This window comes from Pseudescherichia sp. (assembly GCF_031987975.1).
Classification (GTDB): domain Bacteria; phylum Pseudomonadota; class Gammaproteobacteria; order Enterobacterales; family Enterobacteriaceae; genus Pseudescherichia.
On sequence record NZ_DALZYX010000008.1, the window covers coordinates 189,514 to 213,267 of the forward strand.

Genomic DNA, 23,754 nt, shown 5'->3' on the forward strand with positions numbered 1-23,754 from the left:
GAGACGATGGGTGCTTATCTGATCCGCCGCCTGCTGCTGGTGATCCCTACGCTGTGGGCGATCATCACCATTAACTTTTTTATCGTCCAGATTGCCCCCGGCGGGCCGGTGGACCAGGCGATTGCCGCCATCGAGTTTGGCAGTCAGGGCGGCGTGCCGGGCAGCGGCGGCGAAGGCATGGGCGCTACCCACGCCCGCACCGGCGTCGGCAACGTTGGCGAGGGCCAGTATCGCGGCGCGCGCGGGCTGGATCCGGAGGTGATCGCCGAGATCACCAAACGCTACGGCTTCGATAAGCCGCTGTACGAGCGCTACTTCTCTATGCTGTGGAACTACATCCGCTTTGACTTTGGCGACAGCCTGTTCCGCAGCGCCTCGGTATTACAGCTAATCAAAGACAGCATGCCGGTTTCCATAACCCTTGGGCTATGGGGAACCCTGATTATCTATCTGGTGTCGATCCCGCTGGGGATCCGCAAGGCAGTTTACAACGGCAGCCGCTTCGATATCTGGAGCAGCGCGTTTATTATTATCGGCTACGCTATTCCCGCTTTTCTGTTCGCTATTCTATTGATCGTCCTGTTTGCGGGCGGTAGCTACTACGATCTCTTCCCGCTGCGCGGGCTGGTGTCAGCTAACTTTGATACCCTGCCCTGGTATCAAAAAATTACCGACTACCTGTGGCATATCACCCTGCCGGTGCTGGCGACGGTCATCGGTGGCTTTGCGGCGCTGACCATGCTGACCAAAAATTCGTTTCTCGATGAGATCCGCAAGCAGTATGTGGTGACCGCCCGGGCGAAAGGGGTGAGCGAGCGGGGCATCCTGCATAAACACGTTTTCCGTAACGCCATGCTGCTGGTAATCGCTGGCTTCCCGGCCACCTTTATCAGCATGTTCTTTACCGGCTCGCTGCTGATCGAGGTGATGTTCTCTCTCAACGGCCTCGGCCTGCTGGGCTATGAGGCGACCGTGTCCCGGGACTATCCGGTGATGTTTGGTACGCTCTATATTTTCACGCTGATTGGCCTGCTGCTAAATATCCTGAGCGATATCAGCTATACGCTGGTCGATCCGCGTATCGATTTCGAGGGTCGCTGATGCGTCGATTAAGCCACGTCAACCAGGCCCGCTGGGCGCGCTTTCGCCATAACCGCCGCGGCTACTGGTCGCTGTGGATCTTCGCGGTGATTTTTCTTCTGAGCCTCGCCTCAGAGCTGATCGCCAACGATAAGCCGCTGCTGGTGCACTACCACGATCGCTGGTACGTGCCGGTGCTAAAGGATTACAGCGAGACAGAGTTCGGCGGCGCATTTGCCACCCCAGCGGATTACCAGGATCCGTGGCTGCAAAGGCAGCTCGCCGCCCACGGCTGGGCGCTGTTTGCCCCGGTGCGCTTTGGTGCCACCAGCATTAATTTCGCCACTGATACCCCCTTTCCTTCTCCCCCCTCGGCGCAGAACTGGTTTGGAACCGATGCCAACGGCAGCGACGTGCTGGCGCGTATCCTTTACGGCACGCGCATCTCGGTGCTGTTTGGTCTGATGCTGACTCTCTGCTCCAGCGTAATTGGCGTGCTGGCGGGTGCATTACAGGGATACTACGGCGGCAGGATCGATCTCTGGGGCCAGCGCTTTATTGAAGTCTGGTCAGGCATGCCGACCCTGTTTTTGATCATTCTGCTCTCCAGCGTGATCCAGCCCAACTTCTGGTGGCTGCTGGCGATCACGGTGATCTTCGGCTGGATGAGCCTGGTGGGCGTGGTGCGGGCGGAGTTTCTGCGCACCCGCAACTTCGACTATATCCGTGCAGCGCAGGCGCTGGGGGTGGGCGATCGCGACATCATCCTTCGCCATATGCTGCCAAATGCGATGGTCGCCACCCTCACTTTCCTGCCCTTTATTCTCTGCGGCTCCATCACTACCCTGACCTCCCTCGACTTTCTCGGCTTTGGTCTGCCGCTGGGTTCACCCTCGCTGGGGGAGCTGCTGTTACAGGGTAAAAACAATTTGCAGGCACCGTGGCTAGGCATTGCAGCCTTCCTCTCGGTGGCGGTGCTGCTCTCGCTGCTGATCTTTATTGGCGAAGCCGTGCGTGATGCGTTCGATCCCAACAAGGCGCTCTGATATGACTCCCCTCCTCACTATTGATTCGCTCTCGGTCGCCTTCCGCCAACAGGATCAGCTGCGCACCGTGGTTAGCGATCTCTCGTTACAGGTCGAGGCTGGTGAAACCCTGGCGCTGGTTGGGGAATCCGGCTCTGGCAAAAGCGTTAGCGCCCTGTCGATTCTGCGCCTGCTTCCCTCGCCGCCGGTGGTCTATCCCAGCGGCGATATCCGCTTTCACGGCGAGTCGCTGCTTCACGCCAGCGAGCAGACCCTGCGCGGCGTGCGCGGGAATAAGATCGCCATGATCTTTCAGGAGCCGATGGTCTCACTCAACCCCTTGCACAGCCTGGAGAAGCAGCTCTATGAGGTGCTCTCCCTGCATCGCGGTATGCGGCGTGAGGCGGCGCGCGCCGAGATCCTGACCTGTCTCGATCGGGTGGGGATCCGTAACGCCCGCGCGCGGCTGGGGGATTTCCCCCACCAGCTCTCCGGCGGCGAGCGTCAGCGGGTGATGATTGCGATGGCGCTACTGACCCGTCCGGAGCTGCTTATTGCCGATGAGCCTACCACCGCACTGGACGTGGCGGTGCAGGCACAAATTCTACAGCTACTGCGCGAGCTGCGTGATGAGCTGAATATGGGCCTGCTGTTTATCACTCATAACCTGAATATCGTACGCAAACTGGCGGATAGCGTGGCGGTGATGCATAACGGTCGCTGCGTGGAGCAGAACCGGGCGACGACACTATTTAGCGCGCCGCAGCATCCTTACACCCAGCGCCTGCTGGCAAGCGATCCGGCGGGCGATCCGGTTCCCCTGCCGCCCGACGCGCCGCCGTTGCTTGAGGTAGATCGCCTCGGCGTCGCCTTCCCGCAGCGAAAGGGTATTTTTAAGCGCATCGTCGGCCATAAGCCGGTGGTCAACAATCTGAGCTTTACCCTGCGGGCGGGGGAAACCTTAGGCCTGGTGGGCGAGTCAGGCTCGGGCAAGAGCACCACCGGGCTGGCGTTGCTGCGTCTTATCGCTTCGCAAGGAATCATTCAATTTGACGGCCAGCCGCTAAATCAGTGGGGGCGTAAGCAGATGCTGCCGGTGCGTCATCGGATGCAGGTGGTTTTTCAGGATCCCAACTCCTCCCTTAACCCCCGCCTTGACGTGCAGCAGATTATTGAAGAGGGGCTGCGCGTGCATCAGCCAGCGCTGACCCCGCAGGCGCGTGAGGAGCGGGTCATTGCGGTGATGCAAGAGGTGGGCCTCGATCCTGAAACCCGTCATCGCTACCCGGCCGAGTTCTCCGGCGGCCAGCGCCAGCGCATCGCCATCGCCCGGGCGCTGATTTTGCAGCCAGAGCTGATTGTGCTGGATGAGCCGACCTCGTCGCTGGATCGCACCGTGCAGGCGCAGATCCTTGCCCTACTGAAGTCGTTGCAGGAGAAGCACCGGCTGGCCTATCTGTTTATCAGTCACGATCTGCAGGTGGTGCGGGCGCTATGCCATCAGGTGATTATCCTGAGGCAGGGAGAGGTCGTTGAGCAGGGAGAGTGCCAGCGCGTGTTTGCCGATCCGCAGCATGACTATACGCGCCAGCTGCTGGCGCTCAGCTAGCGTGTTCTTAACAGGCGTGATGTCTTAAAAAGGATTATTGCTGGCAAACGGCTCGGCAATGGCCACACCGAAATTTTTCAGCCGACAGGTAGCAGCAAATTCATCCTGGCGATTAACGAACAGGCACGGCTCGCCTTCGCACTCCAGGACGGAGCAATCAACTTCGATATCGCTCAGCGCCTGGCTCAGCTTGTGCATCACCGGCCAGGCCATATCGCCGTCCGGACTCAGCAGCTTTAACGCCACCAGGCAGTTATCACCACTCTGGCCGTTCGATGGGATCGGTTCGACTTGCGAGCCAGCAGCACCTGCCAGCCAGCGGTAACTTTGGGGTAACCGATGCACAATAGAGAGATTTAAGCTATTCATGTTCTTCCCCGAAGCAATCACTTCACAATTCATTTACATCTATATTAACACATCATTGACATTTCAGCCTGCCACGATGTAGTAACCGCTTACATCCTTGAATTTACAAGGTTAGCAGCCTCATTATTAGGGTGGGAGGATGATCTCCCGCCTCACCTTTTGGGGGTATATGTACCCGTTTCTGCGATCTAACTCAACCTTTTTAACTACAATAGTGTGACATTTACACAAATGGATTTTACATAAAAGAAACAAATGATAGCAATCTAACAATAGATTGGAATGATATGTGTCAAAGAAGGGGGCAGTTTTGCCCCCTGAAGGCGTACGCTAGCCGCGTTTAGGCCGGCTGGCGTAGAGATAGAAGAGAATCGAGCTGGTTGCGCAGAAGGCAATAGACCAGATCATCGGCCAGGCGCTGTTAAAGGTGGCCAAAGAGAGCAGCGCGCCTACGATGGCACCGATACCAAAGCGGAACGTCCCCGCCAGCGAGGAGGCCGTTCCCGCCATATGGGGAAACTCATCCAGGATGACCGCCATGGCATTCGAGGCCACCAGCGAAACGCAGCCAACAAAGGCGGCCACGCCCACAACCAGCGCCCAGAAACCGACATCGAACGCGGCACTTAGCACCATCCATAGCGCCATCACGAACTGGATCCACAGCCCGGTGCGGAACATCCTCAGCGCCCCTACCCGCCGCACAAATCGGCCATTGATGATGGTCATCATAAACAGGAAGACGATGTTTAGCGCGAAGTAGTAGCCAAAGTTCTGCGGCAGGACGTGGTTAAGCTCAATATAGACAAAGGGTCCGGCGCTCAGGAACGAGAACATACCTGCAAAGCTGAAACCGCTTGCAAGCATATAGCTCAACACCCGCTTGTGACGAAACAGCGTAGCGAAGTTACCGAGGGTGGTACGAATGTGAAACGGCTGACGTCGCTCAACCGGCAGCGTCTCGCTAATAAAGAAAAAGATCATTAGCGAGGCCAACAGCGCCGCGATGGCCAGGATCCAGAAAATGGCATGCCAGCTTAGCCAGACCAGCACCGCACCGCCAATCATCGGGGCCAGCAGCGGCGCAACGGTGGTCACCAGCATGACAAACGACATCATCCGCGAGAACTCCTCTTTCGGATAGATATCGCGCATCAGGGCGTTGATCACCACGCTCGCAGCTGCAGCCGCCAGGCCGTGGAAAAAACGCAGGGTGATAAGCTGATCGATACTCTGCGCCAGCGCGCAGGCCCCTGCCGCCGCCGCGAAGATCAGCGTGCCGCCGAGGATCACCGGCTTACGCCCGATGCTGTCCGCCATTGGACCATAGAGCAGCTGCCCCAGCGCAAAGCCAAGAATATAGGTGCTCAGGGTCATCTGGGCACTGCCGGCAGGAACGCCGAACTGCTGGGCAATCACCGGCAGCGCGGGCAGGTACATATCGATCGAGAGCGGCATCAGCATGGCCAGCAGGCCAAGAATAAAGACAATGCGCAGGGAAGAGTGCTTCCTGGTGGTCACTACGGGCTCCTGAAGTTAGCTGGAAGTGAGGCCTACGCTGGCAATCTCTTCTTCGGTCAACGGACGATACTCGCCCGGGGCCAGGTCAGCGTCGAGTACAATCGCCCCGATGCGCTCGCGGTGCAGCCCAACAACGTGGTTACCCACGGCGGCAAACATACGTTTAACCTGGTGATAGCGTCCCTCGCTGATGGTCAGACGCACCTCGGTGGGGGTAATCACCTCCAGCACGGCGGGCCTGGTCAATTCGGGTTCGTTATGCAGCTGTACGCCTTTAGCAAACTGCGCCGCGGTGTCGTCGCTAACCGGGGATTCCAGCGTCACCAGGTAGGTCTTCTCGCAGTGATGGCGCGGAGAGGTAATGCGATGCGACCACTGGCCGTCGTCAGTCATCAGCACTAGCCCGGTGGTGTCGATATCCAGCCGTCCGGCGGCATGCAGCTTATGGGCCACCGGCTCGTCAAGGAAGTAAAGCACCGTCGGGTGATCGGGATCGTCGGTAGAGCAGACGTAGCCCTGCGGCTTATGCAGCATAAAGTAGCGCGGGCCGGTCTGCTGCACCAGCGTATTGCCGTCATACTCTACCTCGTGTTCGGGCAGGAGTTTGAACGCGGCGTTTTTAACGATATCGCCATCTACGGTAACGCGGCTGCCGCGGATTTCACGCCCGGCAATAGCCCGGCTGACGCCGAGTTGCTGAGCGATAAACTTATCAAGTCGCATGAAGTCTTATTAGCCTGTAAAGAGTGCTGGAGTCGGACAGAAGTCCGAAAAAAATGAAGCAATTGAGAATCTCTCAGTATAACGGTGTCTCAGCAGCGCTCAAGCGAAAATATCGTGGCATAATATGAGCAGACTAATGAACGCCGAGAGACAATGACCTTTACGCTACGCCCCTACCAACGTGACGCGGTAAACGCTACCCTCACCCACTTTCGCCATCGCCATGAGCCGGCGGTGATCGTCCTGCCCACCGGTGCGGGCAAAAGCCTGGTTATCGCCGAGCTTGCCCGCGTAGCGCGTGGACGCGTGCTGGTGCTCGCCCACGTGAAAGAGCTGGTAGCGCAAAACCATGCAAAATATCTGGCGCTGGGGCTGGAGGCGGATATCTACGCCGCCGGGCTGAAGCGCAAAGAGAGCCATGGCAAGGTCGTGTTTGGCAGCGTGCAGTCGGTAGCCCGCAACCTTGACCACTTTCAGGGCGAGTTCTCCCTGCTGATCGTCGACGAGTGCCACCGCATCAGCGATGACGATGAGAGCCAGTATCAGCAGATCCTGGCCCACCTCTCGAAGGTCAACCCTCGCCTGCGCCTGCTGGGCCTGACCGCCACGCCGTTTCGCCTCGGCAAGGGCTGGATCTATCAGTTCCACTACCACGGCATGGTGCGCGGCACCGACAAGGCGCTGTTTCGCGACTGCATCTATGAGCTGCCGCTGCGCTATATGATCAAGCACGGCTACCTGACGCCCCCCGAGCGGCTGGATATGCCCATTGTGCAGTATGACTTCAGCCGGCTGCAGGCGCAGAGCAGCGGCCTGTTCAGCGAGGCGGATCTTAACCGCGAGCTGAAAAAGCAGCAGCGTATTACGCCGCACATCATCAGCCAAATCGTAGAGTTTGCCGCCGAGCGCCAGGGAGTGATGATCTTTGCCGCTACCGTCGAGCATGCCCGGGAGATTACCGGCCTGCTGCCCGCTGGCGAAGCGGCGCTGATCACCGGCGAGACCCCCGGCCCGGAACGGGACGCGTTAATCGAGGACTTTAAATGTAAGCGTTTTCGCTATCTGGTGAACGTCTCGGTGCTGACTACCGGCTTCGATGCCCCCCACGTCGATCTGATCGCTATTCTGCGCCCGACGGAGTCCGTCAGCCTTTATCAGCAGATCGTCGGCCGTGGCCTGCGTCTTGCGCCGGGTAAAACCGACTGTCTGATCCTCGACTATGCCGGTAACCCGCACGATCTCTATGCCCCGGAAGTTGGGGAACCCAAAGGAAAAAGCGATAACGTGCCGGTGCAGGTCTTCTGCCCCGACTGCGGTTTTGCTAACACCTTTTGGGGCAAAATGGCCGCCGACGGCACCTTAATTGAGCACTTTGGCCGCCGCTGCCAGGGCTTTTTTGAGGATGACGAGGGCCACCGGGAGCAGTGCAGCTACCGCTTTCGCTTTAAAAACTGCCCCCAGTGCAATGCCGAAAACGACATTGCCGCCCGCCGCTGCCGGGAGTGTAATACGGTGCTGGTGGATCCGGACGATATGCTGAAGGCGGCGCTGAAGCTGAAGGATGCCCTGGTGCTGCGCTGTAGCGGCATGGATCTACAGCACGGCGCGGACGCCAAGGGCGAGTGGCTGAAGATCACCTATTACGATGAGGACGGCGCCGACGTCAGCGAGCGCTTCCGCCTGCATACCCCGGCCCAGCGCACCGCCTTTGAGCAGCTCTTTATCCGCCCGCACACCCGTACGCCAGGGGTGCCGCTGCGCTGGATCGTGGCTGCCGATATCGTCGCCCAGCAGGCGCTGCTGCGCCATCCCGATTTTGTGGTAGCGCGCCTGAAGGGCCAGTACTGGCAGGTGCGGGAGAAGGTGTTTGATTATGAAGGCCGCTTCCGCCGGGCAAACGAATTGCGTGGTTAGCGTACTTTTCGTTGAAGAAAAAGCAATTCAGGGCTACTATATCGCCCGCTTTACATCCGTAAAGCCAGAAATCTGCCTGCTGCTGGGTCGCCTGTAGCAGGAATTATTGAAGAGAAATTGATATGTTCACTATCGAAGCACAAGCACGTAAAGAGCAGGGTAAGGGTGCGAGCCGCCGCCTGCGTACCGCTAACAAGTTCCCGGCGATCGTTTACGGTGGCACTGAAGCCCCGATCGCTATCGAACTGGACCACGACAAAGTCATGAACATGCAGGCCAAAGAAGGTTTTTACGGCGAAGTTCTGACCCTGGTTGTTGACGGTACCGAAGTTAAAGTTAAAGTTCAGGCTGTACAGCGTCACCCGTACAAACCTAAACTGACTCACATCGACTTCGTTCGCGCTTAATCGCTAACGTGTTGAAAAAAAACCCCGCTTCGGCGGGGTTTTTTATTGCTACTTACCTGACGTTCTGCGTTGCAGCTGATCGCGCAGGTTGGGCGGCGTACCCTTAATGGTCAGCGTATCCGTTGCCGGATCCCAGAAGATACGCTCGCCGAGCAGCATCGCATCAAAGTTGATGGTTAAGCCGCCGCCGCTGCCGGCGTACTTGGTCAGCTGGCGCAAAGTGCTGCGATCCGCCGGGAAGCTCTCCTCCAGCTCGTAGCCTTTATCGGCGGTAAACGCCTGGAAGCTCACCTCGCTAACGCCCCCCAGCTCCTGCGACAGCGATGCCAGCTCGATCTCCTCTCCGGCCTGTAACTGCTCGTTGCAGTAGCTGTAGACCTGCTGACGCACGCTCTGGCGCTCGGCTTTATCCAGCTGCGCTTCGGCGGTAAAGTCATCCACCGCCTGCAGCAGGCCGCGGTTCTGCGCCTTGGCGTTTAGCCCCTCGCTGGCCCCGAGGAAATCCATAAAGAAGTCGGCAACCTTGCGCCCTACCCTTCCCTTCAGGAAGGTCAGGTAACGCGTAGACTCTGGATTGGTCTCCCACTCGGTGAGATCGATCCGCGCCACGATATCCGCATGGTTAATGTCGAGATAGTGGGTCGAGCTGATATCGAGCTGCTCATTAACGCGCATGCTGCTGAGGTTGTTCAGCACCGCCACCAGCAGATACTCCACCGCCAGGTAGCGGTAGTGGCAGAACAGCACAATGCCGCCGTCGGCAAAGGGGTATTTTGCCAGCTCGTCGCGCAGGCGTCCGGTCGCCGCCCGGCTAAAGGCGAGGAAATCTTCGTTACCCTGGCGCTGCAGGCGCAGCGCGTCTGCCAGCTCGCTCTCGTCGTTAAACAGGCCGTAGGCTTTATTTTTTGCACTGTAGATCCGGTGCAGCTCGGCCATCATCTCAACAACGGTGGCCGTCGGCTCCAGTAATGAATCGCGCAGCACCAGCTCAAGGGTTTGCTCATCACGCTTGATAAGCTGGTGCAGGGCAATCTGGTTGATATCCAGACTCATGATAAACTCTCCTTTTAGACCGGCGTATTCAACCACCGCAAAGCTAACAGCGCAACCAGAGATAAAAAAGCAGAAAAAAAGCTGTTGCTACGGTAATATGTTGCCCTTTCATAAAGAGACTGATTCTGATTTTATGCCACAGATTTCCCGTTATAGTGATGAACACGTTGAACAACTGCTGAGCGAGCTGGCGAACGTGTTGGAAAAACACCATGCTCCGACCGATCTCTCCCTGATGGTACTGGGAAACATGGTCACGAACCTGATCAACACCAGCGTTGCCCCGGCACAGCGGCAGGCTATTGCGAAATCCTTCGCCCAGGCGTTGCAGTCCTCCGTGGCTGACGATAAAGCGCACTAAAGGACTACGACGGCATTTTATGGTGACTCATCGTCAACGCTACCGAGAAAAAGTCTCCCAGATGGTTAGCTGGGGGCACTGGTTTGCCCTGTTCAACATTCTGTTGGCCATGGTTCTTGGCAGCCGTTACCTGTTTGTCGCCGACTGGCCGACCACGCTTGGCGGCAGGATCTACTCCTGGCTGAGCGTCATCGGCCACTTCAGCTTTCTGGTCTTTGCCACCTATCTGCTGATCCTCTTTCCGCTCACCTTTGTGGTGATGTCGCAGCGGCTGATGCGGGCGATCTCTGCCGTGCTGGCCACCATCGGCATGACGCTGCTGCTGATCGACAGCGAAGTTTTTACCCGTTTCCACCTGCACCTGAACCCCATCGTCTGGGAGCTGGTGATCAACCCGGACCAGAACGAGATGGCCCGCGACTGGCAGCTGATGTTTATCAGCGTGCCGGTGATCCTGCTGCTGGAGCTGCTGTTTGCTAACTGGAGCTGGCAGAAGCTGCGCAGCCTGACGCGCCGCCGCCGTTACGCCAAGCCGGTGGCTGCCCTCTTCTTTACCGCCTTTATTGCCTCGCACCTGACCTATATCTGGGCGGATGCCAATTTCTATCGGCCAATCACCATGCAGCGCGCTAACCTGCCGCTCTCCTACCCAATGACCGCCCGCCGCTTCCTGGAGAAGCACGGCCTGCTGGATGCGCAGGAGTATCAGCGTCGGCTGGTTGAGCAGGGTAATCCGGAGGCGGTCTCGGTGCAGTATCCGCTGAGCGATCTGCGCTACCGCGATATGGGACCGGGTCAGAACGTGCTGCTGATCACCGTCGATGCGTTGAACTATGCGCGTTACGAGAAAGAGATGCCGTCGCTGGCAGGCTTTGCCGCTGAAAACATCACGTTCACCCAGCACATGAGCGCCGGTAACGATACCGATAACGGTCTCTTTGGCTTGTTCTACGGCATCTCACCCTCCTACATGGATGGGGTGCTGTCGGCGCGCATCCCGGCGGCGCTGGTGACCGCGCTTAACCAGCAGGGTTACCAGCTGGGCCTCTTCTCATCGGATGGCTTTAGCAGTTCACTCTACCGCCAGGCGCTGCTCTCCGACTTCTCTCTGCCTGCGGCGAAGGCGCAGTCCGATAAGCAGACCGCGGATCAGTGGATTAACTGGCTGGATCGCTACGCTCAGGAAGATAACCGCTGGTTCTCCTGGGTGGCGCTTAACGGCACCTCTATGGAGGCCGACAGGCAGGACTTTGAGCGCCGCTACGCGCGGGCAGCAGGTAACGTGGATGCACAGATTGAGCGCGTGCTAAACGCCCTGCGCGAGTCTGGCAAGCTGGATAAAACGGTGGTCATCATCACCGCGGGCCACGGCGTCTCCGCCGAGAGTGGTGAAGTGGATGAAGGCTGGTCACGGGGCGATCTGCACGTGCCGCTGGTTATCCACTGGCCGGGCACGCCTGCCCAGCGCATCAGCAAGCTGACCGACCATAAGGACGTGATGACCACCCTGATGCAGCGCCTGCTGCACGTCAGTACCCCGGCGAATGAGTACTCTCAGGGACAGGATCTGTTTAACGCCGCGCGCCGCCACAACTGGGTTACCGCCGCAGATAACAATACGTTGGCAGTGACCACGCCGGAGATGACGCTGGTGCTGAAGCACAACGGCACCTATCAGACCTACAACCTGAAAGGCGAGAAGATCCGCGACCAGAAGCCACAGCTCAGCCTGCTCCTGCAGGTGCTGACGGATGAAAAACGCTTTATCGCTAACTGATTGATTAATTATAAATCAGTCAGCGTGCTGCCCCTTGCAATCGGTGGCGAAAGGGGTACTATTAGCGCCACAGTTCGGCACGTAGCGCAGCCTGGTAGCGCACCGTCATGGGGTGTCGGGGGTCGGAGGTTCAAATCCTCTCGTGCCGACCAAAAACTCCAAAAAAACCAACCGCGTAGGTTGGTTTTTTTATGCCTGCATTTTATCCCTTTCCCCTTCAGCCTGGCATCGCTGACTATTAATAGTGCATTTTCTACAGCCCTTGTTTGGCTCATGCTGGAGTTAAGAGTCGTCTCTTGTCGCAATCGCGAGCCATCAATATGAGGTAATGCACTATGTCATGGGATAATGTTACTGGCGTTAGCACCGCATATATCTGGACTGATAACCCGGATATGACGCAGGCTTATCTGTTTGCCAATGGAAATCATCAGGTGAAAGTCACCGTCGGCGTGAGTTTTAACCTGCAGGGTGAAGGTCCCACCGAGGATGAAGTAAAAGCAGCGCTATCTTTACTCAACTATAATACCGGCACTGGAATTTCACATCTTCAATCTGTTGAGCAAGGTGAATACCTGTCTGTTTACCTGCCTAATATGCCCGAGCAACCTAAGGCCATGGCCGACAGCAGCGGCAAAGCATATCAGTACGAATTTGACTATTATCTTTCGAGCAATAGCGACATCAACCCGAACTTTTCGTCAGAGCAAGTTGCGGTGCTGATATCTTATACGAATGCTGATGGCAAGACGGAATACAGCACCGCAAGCGACAGCAGCAGGCAAAGCTATGTAGCGGTAGCGGTTTATCCGCCGAAAAAATATGGTATGCCTAATTCAGGCCTGACACCTGTTATCTTCACAATAATAGACGACCAATTTAAAATTGATGAAACGCTAGTTTCTGGTTGGATAAATCACCTTTATGAACCTTCTGCGACACTTTATGGTATCAGAATAGATGATAGTTATTTTATATTTTCGCAGTTTAAAGTGGACAATTCGCTTTTAGCACCTAACGCATTCATTCAGCACACAATAACAAATTTTTCAGATGACAATGACTATAACTATGTATTTGCTCATAGTTTCTTTCCACAAGAGAATCATCTCTATTTAGATAACGAATATGATGCATCGATGTATATTATGAGTTCGGATAGTGAGATTCTAGTTGAGTACACGGGTCACTTTACTCAACAGTCTGGTGAAATACTTATTGCCCGCATTTATAACGAGGTGATCTATGCTAAGGGTGGCCCTGATGCTATAGCAAGTTCAAACAATAAAGCAAACATTACCGCTTACGATCAATTTGGTAATGCAATGGATATTTTAATAGATGGGCATGGTGATGGCTATCCAGAACTCGTAAGCGTAGCTTAAAATCCACTTAATTTTTATTAACCAAAACCACACGAACCATGAGGTAAGTGTGGTTTTGCATTAATTAAGCTCAAGCCGGATCCGTCACCGCTTCAACCTCAACCTGCGGCTGCTTCTGCGGCTGGGCCTTCGGTGCAGGCGCTACATCAACTACCGGCGGCTGCTCGTAGGACAGGCCCAGCGCTTCGCTGGTCTGCTGCAATACGCGCTGGGTAGCTTCGACGTTGCCGTTCAGCTGCGTGCCAAAGCTCGGGATAATCTCCTTCAGCTTTGCCTGCCATGCGGATGAGGCAAACTGGTCTTTAAAGACCTTCTTCATCAGCTCCAGCATGATCGGTGCGGCGGTAGAAGCCCCCGGCGACGCGCCGAGCAGTGCGGCAATAGTGCCCTGCTGGTCGCTCACTACCTCGGTACCAAGACGCAGTACCCCGCCCAGCAGCGGATCGCGCTTGATGATCTGCACCCGCTGACCCGCCTGCCACAGACGCCACTCCTCTTTCTTCGCCTGCGGATAGTACTCCCGAAGAGCAGCAAGGCGCGCATCGTCGTTCTGCAGCACCTGCCCTACCAGATACTTCACCAGACTAAAGTTGGTCAGGCCCACTTTCACCATCGGCATCAGGTTAGACGGCGTGGTTGAACGCGGCAGATCCCACAGGGAGCCGTTCTTGAGGAACTTGGTAGAGAAGGTCGCAAACGGTCCAAACAGCAGCACGCGCTTGCCGTTAAGGATGCGGGTATCGATATGCGGAACCGACATCGGCGGCGCGCCTACCGACGCCTGACCATAGACCTTCGCCAGGTGGCGGTTGACCACCTCCGGATTGTCCGACACCAGGAACTGGCCGCCCACCGGGAAGCCGGCGAAGTCGCGCGCTTCCGGAATGCCGGATTCCTGTAAGAGTTTCAGCGCCGCGCCGCCCGCGCCGATAAAGACAAACTTCGCCACAATAGTGCGCGTGCTGCGAGGATGATTGACATCGGCAACGGTGACCGCCCAGCGGCCGTCGGCGTTGCGCTTGATCCCGCGCACTTCGGTGCTCAGATTAAGCGAAAAGTTGTCGCGTTTTTGCAAAGAGGCCACCAGCTGGCGGGCAATCTCGCCAAAGTTGACGTCTGTTCCCAACTCGGTGCGGGTGGCGGCAATCTTCTGCTTCGCGTCGCGCCCTTCCATCACCAGCGGTGCCCAGCGCTTGATCTGCGCGTGGTCTTCACTGTAGCGAATGCCGCTGAAGAGGTTGCTCTGCTGGAGCGCGGCGTAGCGAGCACGCAGGAAGTTGACGTTCTCTTCGCCCCACACAAAGCTCATGTGCGGCACGGTGTTGATAAATGAGCGGGGATTGTTCAGCACGCCCGTTTTAACCTGGTGCGCCCAGAACTGACGGGAGAGGTGAAACGCCTCGTTGATCTCAACGGCTTTCTCAATGCTTACGCTACCGTCGGCCTTGCGCGGCGTGTAGTTCAGCTCCATTAATGCAGCGTGCCCGGTGCCGGCGTTGTTCCAGCCCTCGGAGCTCTCCTTTGCGACTTCATCCAGGCGCTCAATCATGGTCATCGACCACGTTGGTTCCAGCGCCTGCAGATAGGTTCCCAGCGTAGCGCTCATAATGCCGCCACCCAGGAGGAGTACATCAGTTTCTCGCTTCTTCGCCGCAGTGGTTTTCCCTGTCCGTGAGGCAGCGCGACTACCCGTAGCCACAGAAGAGAGCACGGCACGCATTTTTTTCATAATGTTAATGCCCTACAATTAGTACTGCTTTATTGGAATTTATTGGAGTGAAATTACCCGTTCAACTAACCTACCACCATCGTCGGGCAATTTAAATATTGTTGAGATAGTACACAGCAAGTTGATAGATGTTAACAAAAAGTTAGATTTTTATAACGGCTATGACAAAAAAACTGGTATCTCCTGCGCCGCGCCGCTACTATTCTTCGCTTTGCTACACTGCACACTTTCCGTCCGCTTTGACTCTGTGAAATTCTATGCCTGATGCCCAACAAGCTTTAACTCCTGTACAAGCTAGCAGCGTTAGTACGGTGCTGCGCTCGCCGTCGCTGCTGATGCGCGAAACCCTTGCCGGGGTCATGACTGCCCTGGCGCTAATCCCGGAAGTGATCTCCTTCTCGGTGATCGCTGGCGTCGATCCAACCGTAAGCCTAATCGCCTCCGTAGTGCTCTGTCTGGGGATGTCTTTCCTGGGCGGGCGTCCGGCGATGGTCACGGCTGCGGCTGGCTCCGTGGCGCTGGTGATCGGCCCGATGGTGCATCAGCACGGCGTGGAGTACATCCTGCCTGCCGTCCTGCTGGCAGGCGTGATCCAAATCATCTTTGGCCTGACGGGGATGGCGCGCCTGATGCGCTTTATTCCGCACACGGTCATGACCGGCTTCGTTAACGCTTTAGGGATCCTGATCTTCTTCGCTCAGGTACCCCACTTCTGGACCCGCGATCCGCTGATCCTCGGGCTATTTGTCCTGACGATCCTGATAGTGCTCTGGCTGCCGAAAGTGCTGAAGAGCATCCCCTCCCCGCTGGTAGCCATCGTGGTGCTGACCCTCTTTACCGTCTTCTCCGGGCAGATCCTGCCGGTAGTGGGCGATGAAGGCCCGATGCAGGGCGGCCTGCCCGGCCTGACCCAGTGGCTGGTACCGTTCAACCTGACCACACTGAGCATCATCTGGCCCTGCGCACTGAGCATCGCCTTTGTCGGTCTGATGGAGTCGCTGCTGACGGCCAAGCTGGTGGACGACCTCACCGAAACCCCGTCCAACAAGGGCCGCGAAAGCGCAGGTCTCGGCATCGCTAACATTCTGGCGGGTTTCTACGGCGGGATAGCGGGCTGCGCGATGATCGGCCAGACCATCGTCAACGTAGAGATGGGTAAAGGGCGCAGCCGCGTCTCGACCGTCGCGGCGGGCCTGGTGCTGCTGCTGCTGGTGACTGCGCTGAGCAACGTGATGGCGAAGATCCCGATGGCGGTGCTGGCCGGGATCATGGTGATTGTGGCGGTGAAGACCTTTAACTGGCACAGCATTCAGCCTGCGCAGCTAAAACGCGCCCCGATAACCGAGACGCTGGTGATGCTGGTCACGGTGATGGCCACCGTCACCACCGGGAACCTGGCGATTGGTGTAGTCGCTGGGGTGGCGCTGATGTTTGTGCTGCCCCCGTTCTTTAGCCGTAAAAAACGCGCTAAAGCAGAAACAGCGTCGCCAGACCCAGAAAAATAAAGAAGCCGCCGGTATCCGTCAGGGCGGTGATCATCACGCTGGAGCCGACCGCCGGGTCGCGCCCCAGCCGCACCATGATCATGGGGATCAGTACCCCCATGGTCGCGGCCAGCAGCAGGTTTAGCACCATCGCCAGGGTCATCACCCCGCCGAGGGCCATATCGTCATAGAGCCACCAGGTTACGCCGCCCATAATCCCGCCCCATACCAGGCCATTGATCAGCGCCACGCCCAGCTCGCGGAAGATAAGAAAGCGGTAGTTCCCCGGCTGGATGTTTTGCAGCGCCAGCGCGCGCACGATCATGGTGATGGTCTGGTTGCCGGTGTTGCCGCCGATCCCGGCGACGATGGGCATCAGCGAGGCCAGGGCCACCAGCTGGGAGATGGTATGCTCGAAGCCATCGATCACCCGCGAGGCGATAAAGGCGGTGCAGAGATTGATCGCCAGCCACGCCCAGCGGTTCTTGACCGCTTTGCCTACCGGGGCAAAGACATCCTCCTCCGGGCTGAGGCCGCCCATCAGGCGCATGTCGTTATCGCTCTCCTCATAGACCACGTTAACGATCTCATCGATGGTCACCCGCCCCAGCAGCTTGCCGTCGGGGTTAACCACTGGCGCACTCACCAGGTTGTCACGCTCAAAGGTACGGGCGGTCTTCTCGGCATCGTCATGGGGCGAGAAGGTGACGGGATCGGCCTTCATCACCTCGCTGACCAACGCCTGGGTATCACTGAGCAGGATCGTTTGTAGCGGCAACTCCCCCAGCAGCTGCTCATCGCGATCGGTGACAAACAGCTTGTCGGTGTTCTGCGGCATAGTGCCGAGGCGATGCAGATAGCGCTGCACCGTCTCAAGAGTGACCTCCGGGCGGACGGTGATCACCTCAAACTCCATCAGCGCACCCACGCTGTTCTGCTCGTAGCTCATCACCTGATGTACGCGGGCGCGATCGTCCGGCGGCAGCGAGGCCACCAGCCGCCCGGTCAGATTACGTGGCAGGCGCTTAACCAGATAGATCTGCTCGTCGATATCCAGCCCGCGTAGCGCCTCCAGCAGCGCTTTGTCGCTCATCTCCTCGATCAGGTCCTCGCGCACGCTGTCAGTCGCTTCTACAAGCACCTCGCCGCGCTTCAGATCCTCCACCAGACGCCACAGCGCCCGCCGCTCCTCGGTGGGCAGTGCCTCCAGCGCATCCGCCAGGTCCGGGGCAGGAAGATGGGCAACCAGCACGCCCACCTCGGCAATATCATCGTTTAGCGCGCTGCCGTCGAACTGCTCAACCAGAGTCAGCTTGCCGAGAATTTGGGAGGTAATGGCGCTGTTGGTATTCAGCAGCCAGATGAGGCGCGCCCGCTCCTCGTCGCGTAGGCGGGCGCTATTTTTCGGGGTGGCGGACATTAACGACTCCTTATCCTTTATCCTTATGCGGTGCGTGAAACGGCGTCGCGTGAAGCAAGCGCCCGCTCTTCTCCTGTCAGCTCTGTGAGCACGCCGCTGCGCATCTCCAGCAGGCGATCGGCATGTATAAAGTAGTGGTCGTCGTGACTAATAGCAAAAATGGTTTTCCCTTCGGCCTGCATCAGGGGCAGGATCGTCTGGTAAAATTCGCGGCGGAAGTGCGGATCCTGATCGGCGGCCCACTCATCCAGCAGGATGATATCGCGCTCCTCCGCCAGCGCCAGCAGCAGCGCCACGCGCTTCTTCTGCCCTTTCGACAGCTTGAGGTTGAGGATCTTGCCGTTATCCAGCTCCAGCTTGTGCGCCATCTTCAGCTGCGCCAGCCATCTGTCAACGATAGCCGGATCCGCCTGCTTGCCTTCCGGGCCAATCAGCTGGTCAAACAGCCAGACGTCGGTAAATACCGCCGAGAAGAGCTTGCGGTAGTCCTCTTCACGCCCGGCGGCCAGCGGCTGGCCGTCAATCAGAATGGTGCCCGACACCGGCTGATAGAGTCCGGTCAGCAGCATCGCGAGGGTCGATTTGCCGCTGCCGTTGCCGCCGATAAGAAATACCAGCTCGCCGCGCTTCAGGGTCAGGTTAATCGGCCCAACGGAGAAGGCACCCTCCTGATAGGTGAAGGTGACATCACGCAGCTCAAGGGTCTGCCAGCCGGTAAAGGCGGTCGGACGCGGGAAATCGGGCTGGTAGGGGGCGAGGGAGAACTGCTTCAGTTTGTTGAACGCTACCTGGGCGCTAAGTAGGGTGGGCAGCGCCCCTACCGCCGAGAGCAGCGGCGTACGCAGGAACAGCACCGTCAGGGAGAAGGTCGCCGCGACGTTGGTATCCGCCCAGCCGAGACCATTGGCCATCCAGAACACCAGGCCAATTGCCCCCAGCATCATGATGTTTGACCAGTTAACGGCGCTGAGGTGGAAGGTGTCCGCGCGAATAATATGGTGGCGATACTCACGGGCATCCGGCAGGTAAGCGTTGTTAAAGATCGCCTCCGCACGCTCGCGGTTGAGGGTCAGCTCTTTGCGTCCCTCCAGCACCGTCTGGTAGTCGTGGTGCAGCTTGTCCTCGGTTTCGCGCAGGGTTGCTAAATGCTTGTAGACCCGCGACACCAGCACAAAACCACCCCAGATGGTGAGCGCCATCCACAGGGCGGTGACCAGCAGCATTTTACCAGAGAGCCAGCCCAGATAGGCTGCCGATCCGGCGGTAAGAATGATCCCCTGCACCAGCTCCGGCAGGCGCACAAAGGCGATGGTGATGTTACGCACGTCGCTGGTCAGCGCGGCCAGCAGCGCGGCGTTGCCCAGCTGTTCAACCCGCTCTACCTGAGTGTCGAGGATACGCTTAATAAACTCCCCGCGCAGGCGGTAGACGAAGTGATGGCCGAGGGCGGTCAGCGCCAGCTGCGAGCCAAGGGTCACCGCCATCAGCAGCAGCAGCAGGCCGAGGAACTCCGGCAGCACCGTCAGGGAGATATCCACATTCTCGATCAGCCGCGCGTTGATAAAGGCGATCAGCCCGATGCCCAGCGCTGCGCTGAGCAGGGTTAGCAGGATGACGGCAATAAAAGGCCAGCGGTACTGCCGCCAGACAAGAAGAAGAAGTTCCATGAGAGCGATCCGGCAAGAAAAATCAGCCCGCAGTGTAAACTGCTATCGCACTGAATCAAGAATAATTCTGATTTATATTCTTAATTACCTGCCCGGCGAAAGGTTAAGTTGTAGCGGCATTCACCAGTGGCCGGATGCTGGCCTGGCTTAAGCGGCTGTATGCCGTGATAGAAGAGCCGGGACGGGCCGCCCCACACCACTACGTCGCCATGCTCCAGCAGCAGGCGCTTAAGCGGATCGCTGCGTTTGCTCCCACCAAACTGGAAGATAGCGGGCAGGCCCAGCGAGACCGAGACGATGGGCGCAGCCAGATCCGGCTCGTCTTTATCCTGATGCAGAGAGAGCTTTGCGCCCGGTAGATAGCGGTTGATCAGACAGGCGTCCGGCTGAAAATCGCTGTACCCTGCCGCCGCCGAGGCCTGCTGGCAGAGCGTAGCAAAGGCCTGAGGCATGGCGGGCCAGGGCTGGCCGGTGAGCGGATCGTCAGGGGCATAGCGATAGCCACGCGCATCGGTTGTCCAGCCGAGACCGCCACAGTTGGTCATCGCCACCGACATGGTATAGCCGCCGGGAGTAACCATCTGGCGAAACGGCGACGCGCTGGCGACCGCGCCGATCGCCTCCAGCAGCGCATCGGCATCGGCAAGGGCAAAGCGGCGCAGAATGGTCGCTCCTGGGGCCAGCGGCTCCTGCCAGGGTTCGGCATCAGCAAACAGATCGAGCATCAGGTCTCCTCTTTTAATGCTTCACGCGCTAGCAGCTGGGCCTTGCGTGCCGCTCCCCAGCGGTAGCCAGAGAGCAAGCCATCGCCGCGTACCACGCGATGGCAGGGAATAATGATAGCCAGACGATTGGCCGCACAGGCGCTGGCGACGGCGCGGATTGCCTGCGGCTTGCCGATGGCGGTGGCGATGGCCCGGTAGCTGGCCGTTTCCCCCGCCGGGATCGCCTGCAATGCTTTCCAAACCTGCATCTGAAAGGCGGTGCCGCGAATATCCAGCGGCAGAGCCAGCGTACGACCGGGATGTTCAATGGTCGCCACAACCTCGGCAACCCGGGCGCTAAATTCGGCGTCGTCCTGCATAAGCTGCGCGTGAGGGAACAGCGTATTCAGCTCGGCGGTGAGCAGCGATTCGCAGTCCGCCAGCAGGATCGCACAGATGCCGCGATCGCTTTCGGCGACCAGGCAGCGCCCCAGCTCAGAGTGCGTCAGAGCATAGCGGATCGCTGTTCCCTCCCCGCCCTGCCGATACTGCCGGGCGGTCATTCCCAGCACCTCGTCAGCCTTACGGTAGTAGCTGCCCGTGTCCGGAAAACCGGCGGCCAGCACCGCGTCGGTAACCGTTGTGCTGTTCTGCAATGCGCTGCGCAGGCGTTTCGCCCGGGCGGCCTGCTGCCAGGCCTTTGGCGTCATGCCGGTGACGGCTTTAAACTGGCGATGAAGATGGTATGGGCTGAGTCCTACCCTGTGCGCCAGCGCCGGCAAAGCGATCGGGGTCTCCTGCTCCAGCAGACGGCAGGCGGCGGCAATTTTTTGCGCCAGGCTGCTCTCGTCGGCGGGCTTGTGAGGCTGGCAGCGCTTGCAGGGGCGAAAACCTGCCTGCTGCGCCGCCTCGGCGTCGTTAAAGAAGCGCACGTTTTCGCGCAGAGCGTGGCGCGCCCGGCAGGAGGGACGGCAAAAGATACCGGTAGTAATGACAGCAAAGACGAAACGATCGTCCGCGTCGGGGCGGCGTTCCAGCACCGCCTGCCAGCGGTGTTCATCGTCGAGTAACGTTGTTACAGTCATAGTCAGGCTCCTCTATTCAGCTTAGCTTGACTATGCCCTGGGCGGGTTCCGCCTTCACCTGAAATCTTGCGCTCTAATTCTATTTACTCTGTAAAAAGGCGGCAAACTGCGGCGACATCCACGGCGTAAAGGTATCTCCCTCTTTGGTGATCATATAGATCGCCAGCCCTTCACGCATCGCTACCTCGCGGGCCTTCTGCGGCCCCAAGACCATCAGGCCGGTATCCCAGGTATCGGCCTCCAGCGCCGTCGGGGCGATCACCGTGACAGACACCAGGTTATGTTCGATAGGATGCCCGGTTTGCGGATCGATCACGTGCGACAGGCGTTTGCCGTCCAGCTCGTAGTAGTTGCGGTAGCTGCCGGAGGTGCTGATGCCGTGTCCGTTAATATCCACCACCGCCTGCACTGCGTTCTCGCGATCGGTCGGCTTCTGGATCGCCACTCGCCAGGGTTTGCCTTCGCCGTTCATACCCCGGCTTACCAGCGCCCCGCCTACCGAGACCAGATAGCGAGGGATCCCCTCCTGCTCCATCAGCCGCGCCAGATGATCGGCCGCGTAGCCTTCGCCTACCGTGGAGAGATCGACATAGAGATCGGGGATATCCTTCTGGATAAACTGCTGCCCCGCCAGATAAGAGACCGACAGATGCTGCAAACCCACGCGCGTTTTTGCCGCGTCAATTTGCGACGGCGTTGGGGTGGTTTCCGGCTGCTTATCCGGACCGAAGCCCCACAGGTTAACCAGCGGGCCGATGGTAATATCCATCGCGCTGTCGGTTTTGACGCCAACACGCAGGGCGAGAGTGACAATATCCGCCAGCGCGGGATCAACGGGCCACGGCGTGGTGCTGGTAGAGGCGTTAAAGCGGCTCAGGGCCGAATCGCTCTTCCATGTAGAGAGCAGCATATCGTCAGCGTCGAGCTGGGCGGTGATCTTCTCCCGCAGCGCATCGGCCTGGGGTTTATCAATATCCACGACGCTGACACGCCAGGAGGTGCCCATCGTTTTGCCGTCGAGAACGGTCACGGCTGCGCCAGTCTGCGGTGTTGGCGGCGTCGGATCGCAGCCGGTCATAATCAGGGTCAGCGCCAGCAGCGCGGCGCGAAAAAGAGTCGTATCCATAGCAATCATTCCCTTACGCAATGGGCGCAAGAGTACACGAAAAGTGGGCCTGTTCAGAAAAAAGTCGATAAAAAAGGGGCCAGCGCGGCCCCTTCATGCAGACAGATAACGTTTTAGAACTGGTAAACCAGGCCCAGCGCTACGATATCATCGGTGCTGATACCGGTCTGACGGGTGAAGTCGTTGTCATCCAGCAGGTTGATTTTGTAGTCAACGTAGGTAGACATGTTTTTGTTGAAGTAGTAAGTCGCACCAACGTCGATGTACTCCAGCAGATCCTGGTCGCCGTAGTTAGCGCTGCCCGGAATGCCGTTGCCGTTGATGTCTTTGCCTTCAGACTTCAGGTAGGCGATGGATGGACGCAGGCCGAAGTCGAACTGGTACTGAGCAACCACTTCAAAGTTCTGCGCTTTTTCAGCAAAGCCGTATGCCGGCTGGTCATCGCCGCGAGAGCCGAAACGGGTTGCGTTATAGGTCTGGGAGTACTGTGCCGCCAGGTAGAGGTTGTTGGCGTCGTATTTCAGGCCGCCAGTGTAAACGGTTGCACGATCGCCGCTGCCGTAGACGCCATCTGCGTTCTGGTCAGCAGTACGTTTAGAGGAAGTAATAGCACCACCGACGCTGAAGCCTTCGCCGATGTCATAAGTCAGGGAGCCGCCGTAGCCGTCGCCGTTCTGACGCAGGAGGCTGCGGCCGCCAACGTCTTCGCCACGGGTGCTGCCGTTTTTACCCTGGTACTGCAGAGCAAAGTTCAGGCCGTCAACCAGACCGAAGAAGTCGGTGCTGCGGTAGGTCGCCACGCCGTTAGCACGGGACTGCAGGAAGTTGTCGGAACCGTAGGTGTCGCCGCCGAACTCAGGCAGAACGTCGGTCCAGGCGGTCACATCATAGGTTACGCCGTAGTTACGACCGTAGTCGAAAGAGCCAGCGTCGCCGAATTTCACGCCGGCAAACGCCAGACGAGTCCAGGACTGGTTTTCGCTTTCAGGGGTGTTGCCCTGGATCTGGTATTCCCACTGGCCGTAGCCGGTTACCTGATCGTTAACCTGGGTTTCGCCTTTGAAGCCAAGACGCATGTAGGTCTGGTCGCCATCGCTACCGTCGTCATCAGAGAAATAGTGCAGGCCATCAACTTTACCGTAGAGGTCTAATTTGTTGCCGTCTTTGTTGTAAATTTCAGCCGCGTTCGCTGCGCCCGCTACCAGCAGAGCCGGTACCAGGAGGGACAGTACTTTAACTTTCATGTTATTAACCCTCATTTATATGCTTTTATTATTGCCACTGCTTACTGATTGAGCGTCAAATCAGTCGGCCA

20 protein-coding genes and 1 tRNA gene are annotated in these 23,754 nt (G+C 58.1%); 10 read left to right on the forward strand and 11 right to left on the reverse strand.

Annotated features, from left to right (window positions below; translation table 11 throughout):
* Positions 1-6: 6 nt before the first annotated feature.
* From RTN40_RS15865 to yejF, 3 genes are read left to right on the forward strand one after another with little or no spacing between them, the layout of a single operon-like run.
* Positions 7-1,101, forward strand: coding sequence for a microcin C ABC transporter permease YejB (locus tag RTN40_RS15865; protein ID WP_312229306.1), 1,095 nt, complete (start codon positions 7-9; stop codon positions 1,099-1,101).
* Positions 1,101-2,126, forward strand: coding sequence for a microcin C ABC transporter permease (locus RTN40_RS15870; RefSeq protein ID WP_312229307.1), 1,026 nt, complete (start codon positions 1,101-1,103; stop codon positions 2,124-2,126). Before RTN40_RS15865 ends, RTN40_RS15870 begins: the two co-directional genes overlap by 1 nt.
* Before the next feature lies 1 nt (position 2,127).
* Positions 2,128-3,714: a microcin C ABC transporter ATP-binding protein YejF gene (gene yejF / locus RTN40_RS15875; RefSeq protein WP_312229308.1), complete on the forward strand. Its 1,587-nt coding sequence runs from the start codon at positions 2,128-2,130 to the stop codon at positions 3,712-3,714.
* Positions 3,715-3,738: 24 nt separating this feature from the next.
* Here yejF and RTN40_RS15880 read toward each other — a convergent pair whose 3' ends face one another.
* The 3 genes from RTN40_RS15880 to rsuA form a co-directional block, all read right to left on the reverse strand.
* Positions 3,739-4,083, reverse strand: a complete 345-nt coding sequence (locus RTN40_RS15880) for a YejG family protein (protein ID WP_312229309.1) — start codon at positions 4,081-4,083, stop codon at positions 3,739-3,741.
* A gap of 330 nt (positions 4,084-4,413) precedes the next feature.
* Complete coding sequence (locus RTN40_RS15885; RefSeq protein WP_312229310.1) at positions 4,414-5,604, reverse strand: Bcr/CflA family multidrug efflux MFS transporter; 1,191 nt, start codon at positions 5,602-5,604, stop codon at positions 4,414-4,416.
* 15 nt (positions 5,605-5,619) lie between these two features.
* Positions 5,620-6,327, reverse strand: a complete 708-nt coding sequence (gene rsuA / locus RTN40_RS15890) for a 16S rRNA pseudouridine(516) synthase RsuA (RefSeq protein WP_312229311.1) — start codon at positions 6,325-6,327, stop codon at positions 5,620-5,622.
* 153 nt (positions 6,328-6,480) lie between these two features.
* Here rsuA and RTN40_RS15895 point away from each other — a divergent pair, with 153 nt between their 5' ends.
* Both RTN40_RS15895 and rplY read left to right on the forward strand, forming a co-directional pair.
* Positions 6,481-8,241: a DEAD/DEAH box helicase gene (locus tag RTN40_RS15895; RefSeq protein WP_312229312.1), complete on the forward strand. Its 1,761-nt coding sequence runs from the start codon at positions 6,481-6,483 to the stop codon at positions 8,239-8,241.
* A 122-nt stretch (positions 8,242-8,363) separates the two neighbouring features.
* Entirely contained in the window at positions 8,364-8,648 is a 285-nt protein-coding gene (gene rplY, locus RTN40_RS15900) for a 50S ribosomal protein L25 (RefSeq protein WP_312229313.1), read from the forward strand.
* 48 nt (positions 8,649-8,696) lie between these two features.
* On the opposite strand, the gene yejK is transcribed toward rplY, so the two are convergent.
* On the reverse strand, positions 8,697-9,701 hold the full coding sequence (gene yejK / locus RTN40_RS15905; protein ID WP_312229314.1) for a nucleoid-associated protein YejK: 1,005 nt from the start codon (positions 9,699-9,701) through the stop codon (positions 8,697-8,699).
* Positions 9,702-9,834: 133 nt separating this feature from the next.
* Between yejK and RTN40_RS15910 the strand changes: the two genes are divergently transcribed.
* From RTN40_RS15910 to RTN40_RS15925, 4 genes are all read left to right on the forward strand, one after another.
* Entirely contained in the window at positions 9,835-10,062 is a 228-nt protein-coding gene (locus RTN40_RS15910) for a YejL family protein (RefSeq protein ID WP_312229315.1), read from the forward strand.
* A gap of 19 nt (positions 10,063-10,081) precedes the next feature.
* Positions 10,082-11,839, forward strand: a complete 1,758-nt coding sequence (gene yejM / locus RTN40_RS15915; protein ID WP_312229316.1) for an LPS biosynthesis-modulating metalloenzyme YejM — start codon at positions 10,082-10,084, stop codon at positions 11,837-11,839.
* Positions 11,840-11,914: 75 nt separating this feature from the next.
* Positions 11,915-11,991 (forward strand) — tRNA-Pro (locus RTN40_RS15920).
* Positions 11,992-12,174: 183 nt separating this feature from the next.
* Positions 12,175-13,224, forward strand: coding sequence for a hypothetical protein (locus RTN40_RS15925; RefSeq protein ID WP_312229317.1), 1,050 nt, complete (start codon positions 12,175-12,177; stop codon positions 13,222-13,224).
* A gap of 70 nt (positions 13,225-13,294) precedes the next feature.
* Here RTN40_RS15925 and mqo read toward each other — a convergent pair whose 3' ends face one another.
* The gene (mqo, locus tag RTN40_RS15930; RefSeq protein ID WP_312229318.1) at positions 13,295-14,953 is read right to left on the reverse strand and encodes a malate dehydrogenase (quinone); all 1,659 of its coding nucleotides are present in this window, start codon (positions 14,951-14,953) and stop codon (positions 13,295-13,297) included.
* A gap of 257 nt (positions 14,954-15,210) precedes the next feature.
* On the opposite strand from mqo, the gene RTN40_RS15935 reads away from it, so the two are divergent.
* Complete coding sequence (locus RTN40_RS15935) at positions 15,211-16,458, forward strand: SulP family inorganic anion transporter (RefSeq protein WP_312229319.1); 1,248 nt, start codon at positions 15,211-15,213, stop codon at positions 16,456-16,458.
* On the opposite strand, the gene mgtE is transcribed toward RTN40_RS15935, so the two are convergent.
* From mgtE to RTN40_RS15965, 6 genes are all read right to left on the reverse strand, one after another.
* Positions 16,421-17,857 (reverse strand): magnesium transporter, encoded by a 1,437-nt coding sequence (mgtE, locus tag RTN40_RS15940; RefSeq protein WP_312212248.1) that lies wholly within the window; start codon positions 17,855-17,857, stop codon positions 16,421-16,423. The two genes, RTN40_RS15935 and mgtE, sit on opposite strands and share 38 nt — an antisense overlap.
* 23 nt (positions 17,858-17,880) lie before the next feature.
* Entirely contained in the window at positions 17,881-19,524 is a 1,644-nt protein-coding gene (locus RTN40_RS15945) for a multidrug ABC transporter permease/ATP-binding protein (RefSeq protein ID WP_312229320.1), read from the reverse strand.
* Between the two features lie 80 nt (positions 19,525-19,604).
* The gene (gene alkB, locus RTN40_RS15950) at positions 19,605-20,249 is read right to left on the reverse strand and encodes a DNA oxidative demethylase AlkB (protein ID WP_312229321.1); all 645 of its coding nucleotides are present in this window, start codon (positions 20,247-20,249) and stop codon (positions 19,605-19,607) included.
* Positions 20,249-21,313, reverse strand: coding sequence for a bifunctional DNA-binding transcriptional regulator/O6-methylguanine-DNA methyltransferase Ada (ada, locus tag RTN40_RS15955; RefSeq protein ID WP_312229322.1), 1,065 nt, complete (start codon positions 21,311-21,313; stop codon positions 20,249-20,251). The genes alkB and ada overlap by 1 nt, the downstream gene beginning before the upstream one ends.
* Before the next feature lie 79 nt (positions 21,314-21,392).
* A complete protein-coding gene (gene apbE / locus RTN40_RS15960; RefSeq protein WP_312229323.1) occupies positions 21,393-22,439 on the reverse strand; it encodes an FAD:protein FMN transferase ApbE in 1,047 nt (348 codons plus the stop codon).
* 113 nt (positions 22,440-22,552) lie between these two features.
* The gene (locus tag RTN40_RS15965; RefSeq protein WP_312229324.1) at positions 22,553-23,683 is read right to left on the reverse strand and encodes a porin OmpC; all 1,131 of its coding nucleotides are present in this window, start codon (positions 23,681-23,683) and stop codon (positions 22,553-22,555) included.
* Positions 23,684-23,754 lie beyond the last annotated feature (71 nt).

Bases quoted from the DNA above. Each gene is read 5' to 3' on its own strand.
- RTN40_RS15865 (WP_312229306.1), top strand. From the start codon at position 7: ATGGGTGCTTATCTGATCCGCCGCCTGCTGCTGGTGATCCCTACGCTG.
- RTN40_RS15870 (WP_312229307.1), top strand. From the start codon at position 1,101: ATGCGTCGATTAAGCCACGTCAACCAGGCCCGCTGGGCGCGCTTTCGC.
- yejF (WP_312229308.1), top strand. From the start codon at position 2,128: ATGACTCCCCTCCTCACTATTGATTCGCTCTCGGTCGCCTTCCGCCAA.
- RTN40_RS15880 (WP_312229309.1), bottom strand. From the start codon at position 4,083: ATGAATAGCTTAAATCTCTCTATTGTGCATCGGTTACCCCAAAGTTAC.
- rsuA (WP_312229311.1), bottom strand. From the start codon at position 6,327: ATGCGACTTGATAAGTTTATCGCTCAGCAACTCGGCGTCAGCCGGGCT.
- RTN40_RS15895 (WP_312229312.1), top strand. From the start codon at position 6,481: ATGACCTTTACGCTACGCCCCTACCAACGTGACGCGGTAAACGCTACC.
- rplY (WP_312229313.1), top strand. From the start codon at position 8,364: ATGTTCACTATCGAAGCACAAGCACGTAAAGAGCAGGGTAAGGGTGCG.
- yejK (WP_312229314.1), bottom strand. From the start codon at position 9,701: ATGAGTCTGGATATCAACCAGATTGCCCTGCACCAGCTTATCAAGCGT.
- RTN40_RS15910 (WP_312229315.1), top strand. From the start codon at position 9,835: ATGCCACAGATTTCCCGTTATAGTGATGAACACGTTGAACAACTGCTG.
- yejM (WP_312229316.1), top strand. From the start codon at position 10,082: ATGGTGACTCATCGTCAACGCTACCGAGAAAAAGTCTCCCAGATGGTT.
- RTN40_RS15925 (WP_312229317.1), top strand. From the start codon at position 12,175: ATGTCATGGGATAATGTTACTGGCGTTAGCACCGCATATATCTGGACT.
- mqo (WP_312229318.1), bottom strand. From the start codon at position 14,953: ATGAAAAAAATGCGTGCCGTGCTCTCTTCTGTGGCTACGGGTAGTCGC.
- RTN40_RS15935 (WP_312229319.1), top strand. From the start codon at position 15,211: ATGCCTGATGCCCAACAAGCTTTAACTCCTGTACAAGCTAGCAGCGTT.
- mgtE (WP_312212248.1), bottom strand. From the start codon at position 17,857: ATGTCCGCCACCCCGAAAAATAGCGCCCGCCTACGCGACGAGGAGCGG.
- RTN40_RS15945 (WP_312229320.1), bottom strand. From the start codon at position 19,524: ATGGAACTTCTTCTTCTTGTCTGGCGGCAGTACCGCTGGCCTTTTATT.
- alkB (WP_312229321.1), bottom strand. From the start codon at position 20,249: ATGCTCGATCTGTTTGCTGATGCCGAACCCTGGCAGGAGCCGCTGGCC.
- ada (WP_312229322.1), bottom strand. From the start codon at position 21,313: ATGACTGTAACAACGTTACTCGACGATGAACACCGCTGGCAGGCGGTG.
- apbE (WP_312229323.1), bottom strand. From the start codon at position 22,439: ATGGATACGACTCTTTTTCGCGCCGCGCTGCTGGCGCTGACCCTGATT.
- RTN40_RS15965 (WP_312229324.1), bottom strand. From the start codon at position 23,683: ATGAAAGTTAAAGTACTGTCCCTCCTGGTACCGGCTCTGCTGGTAGCG.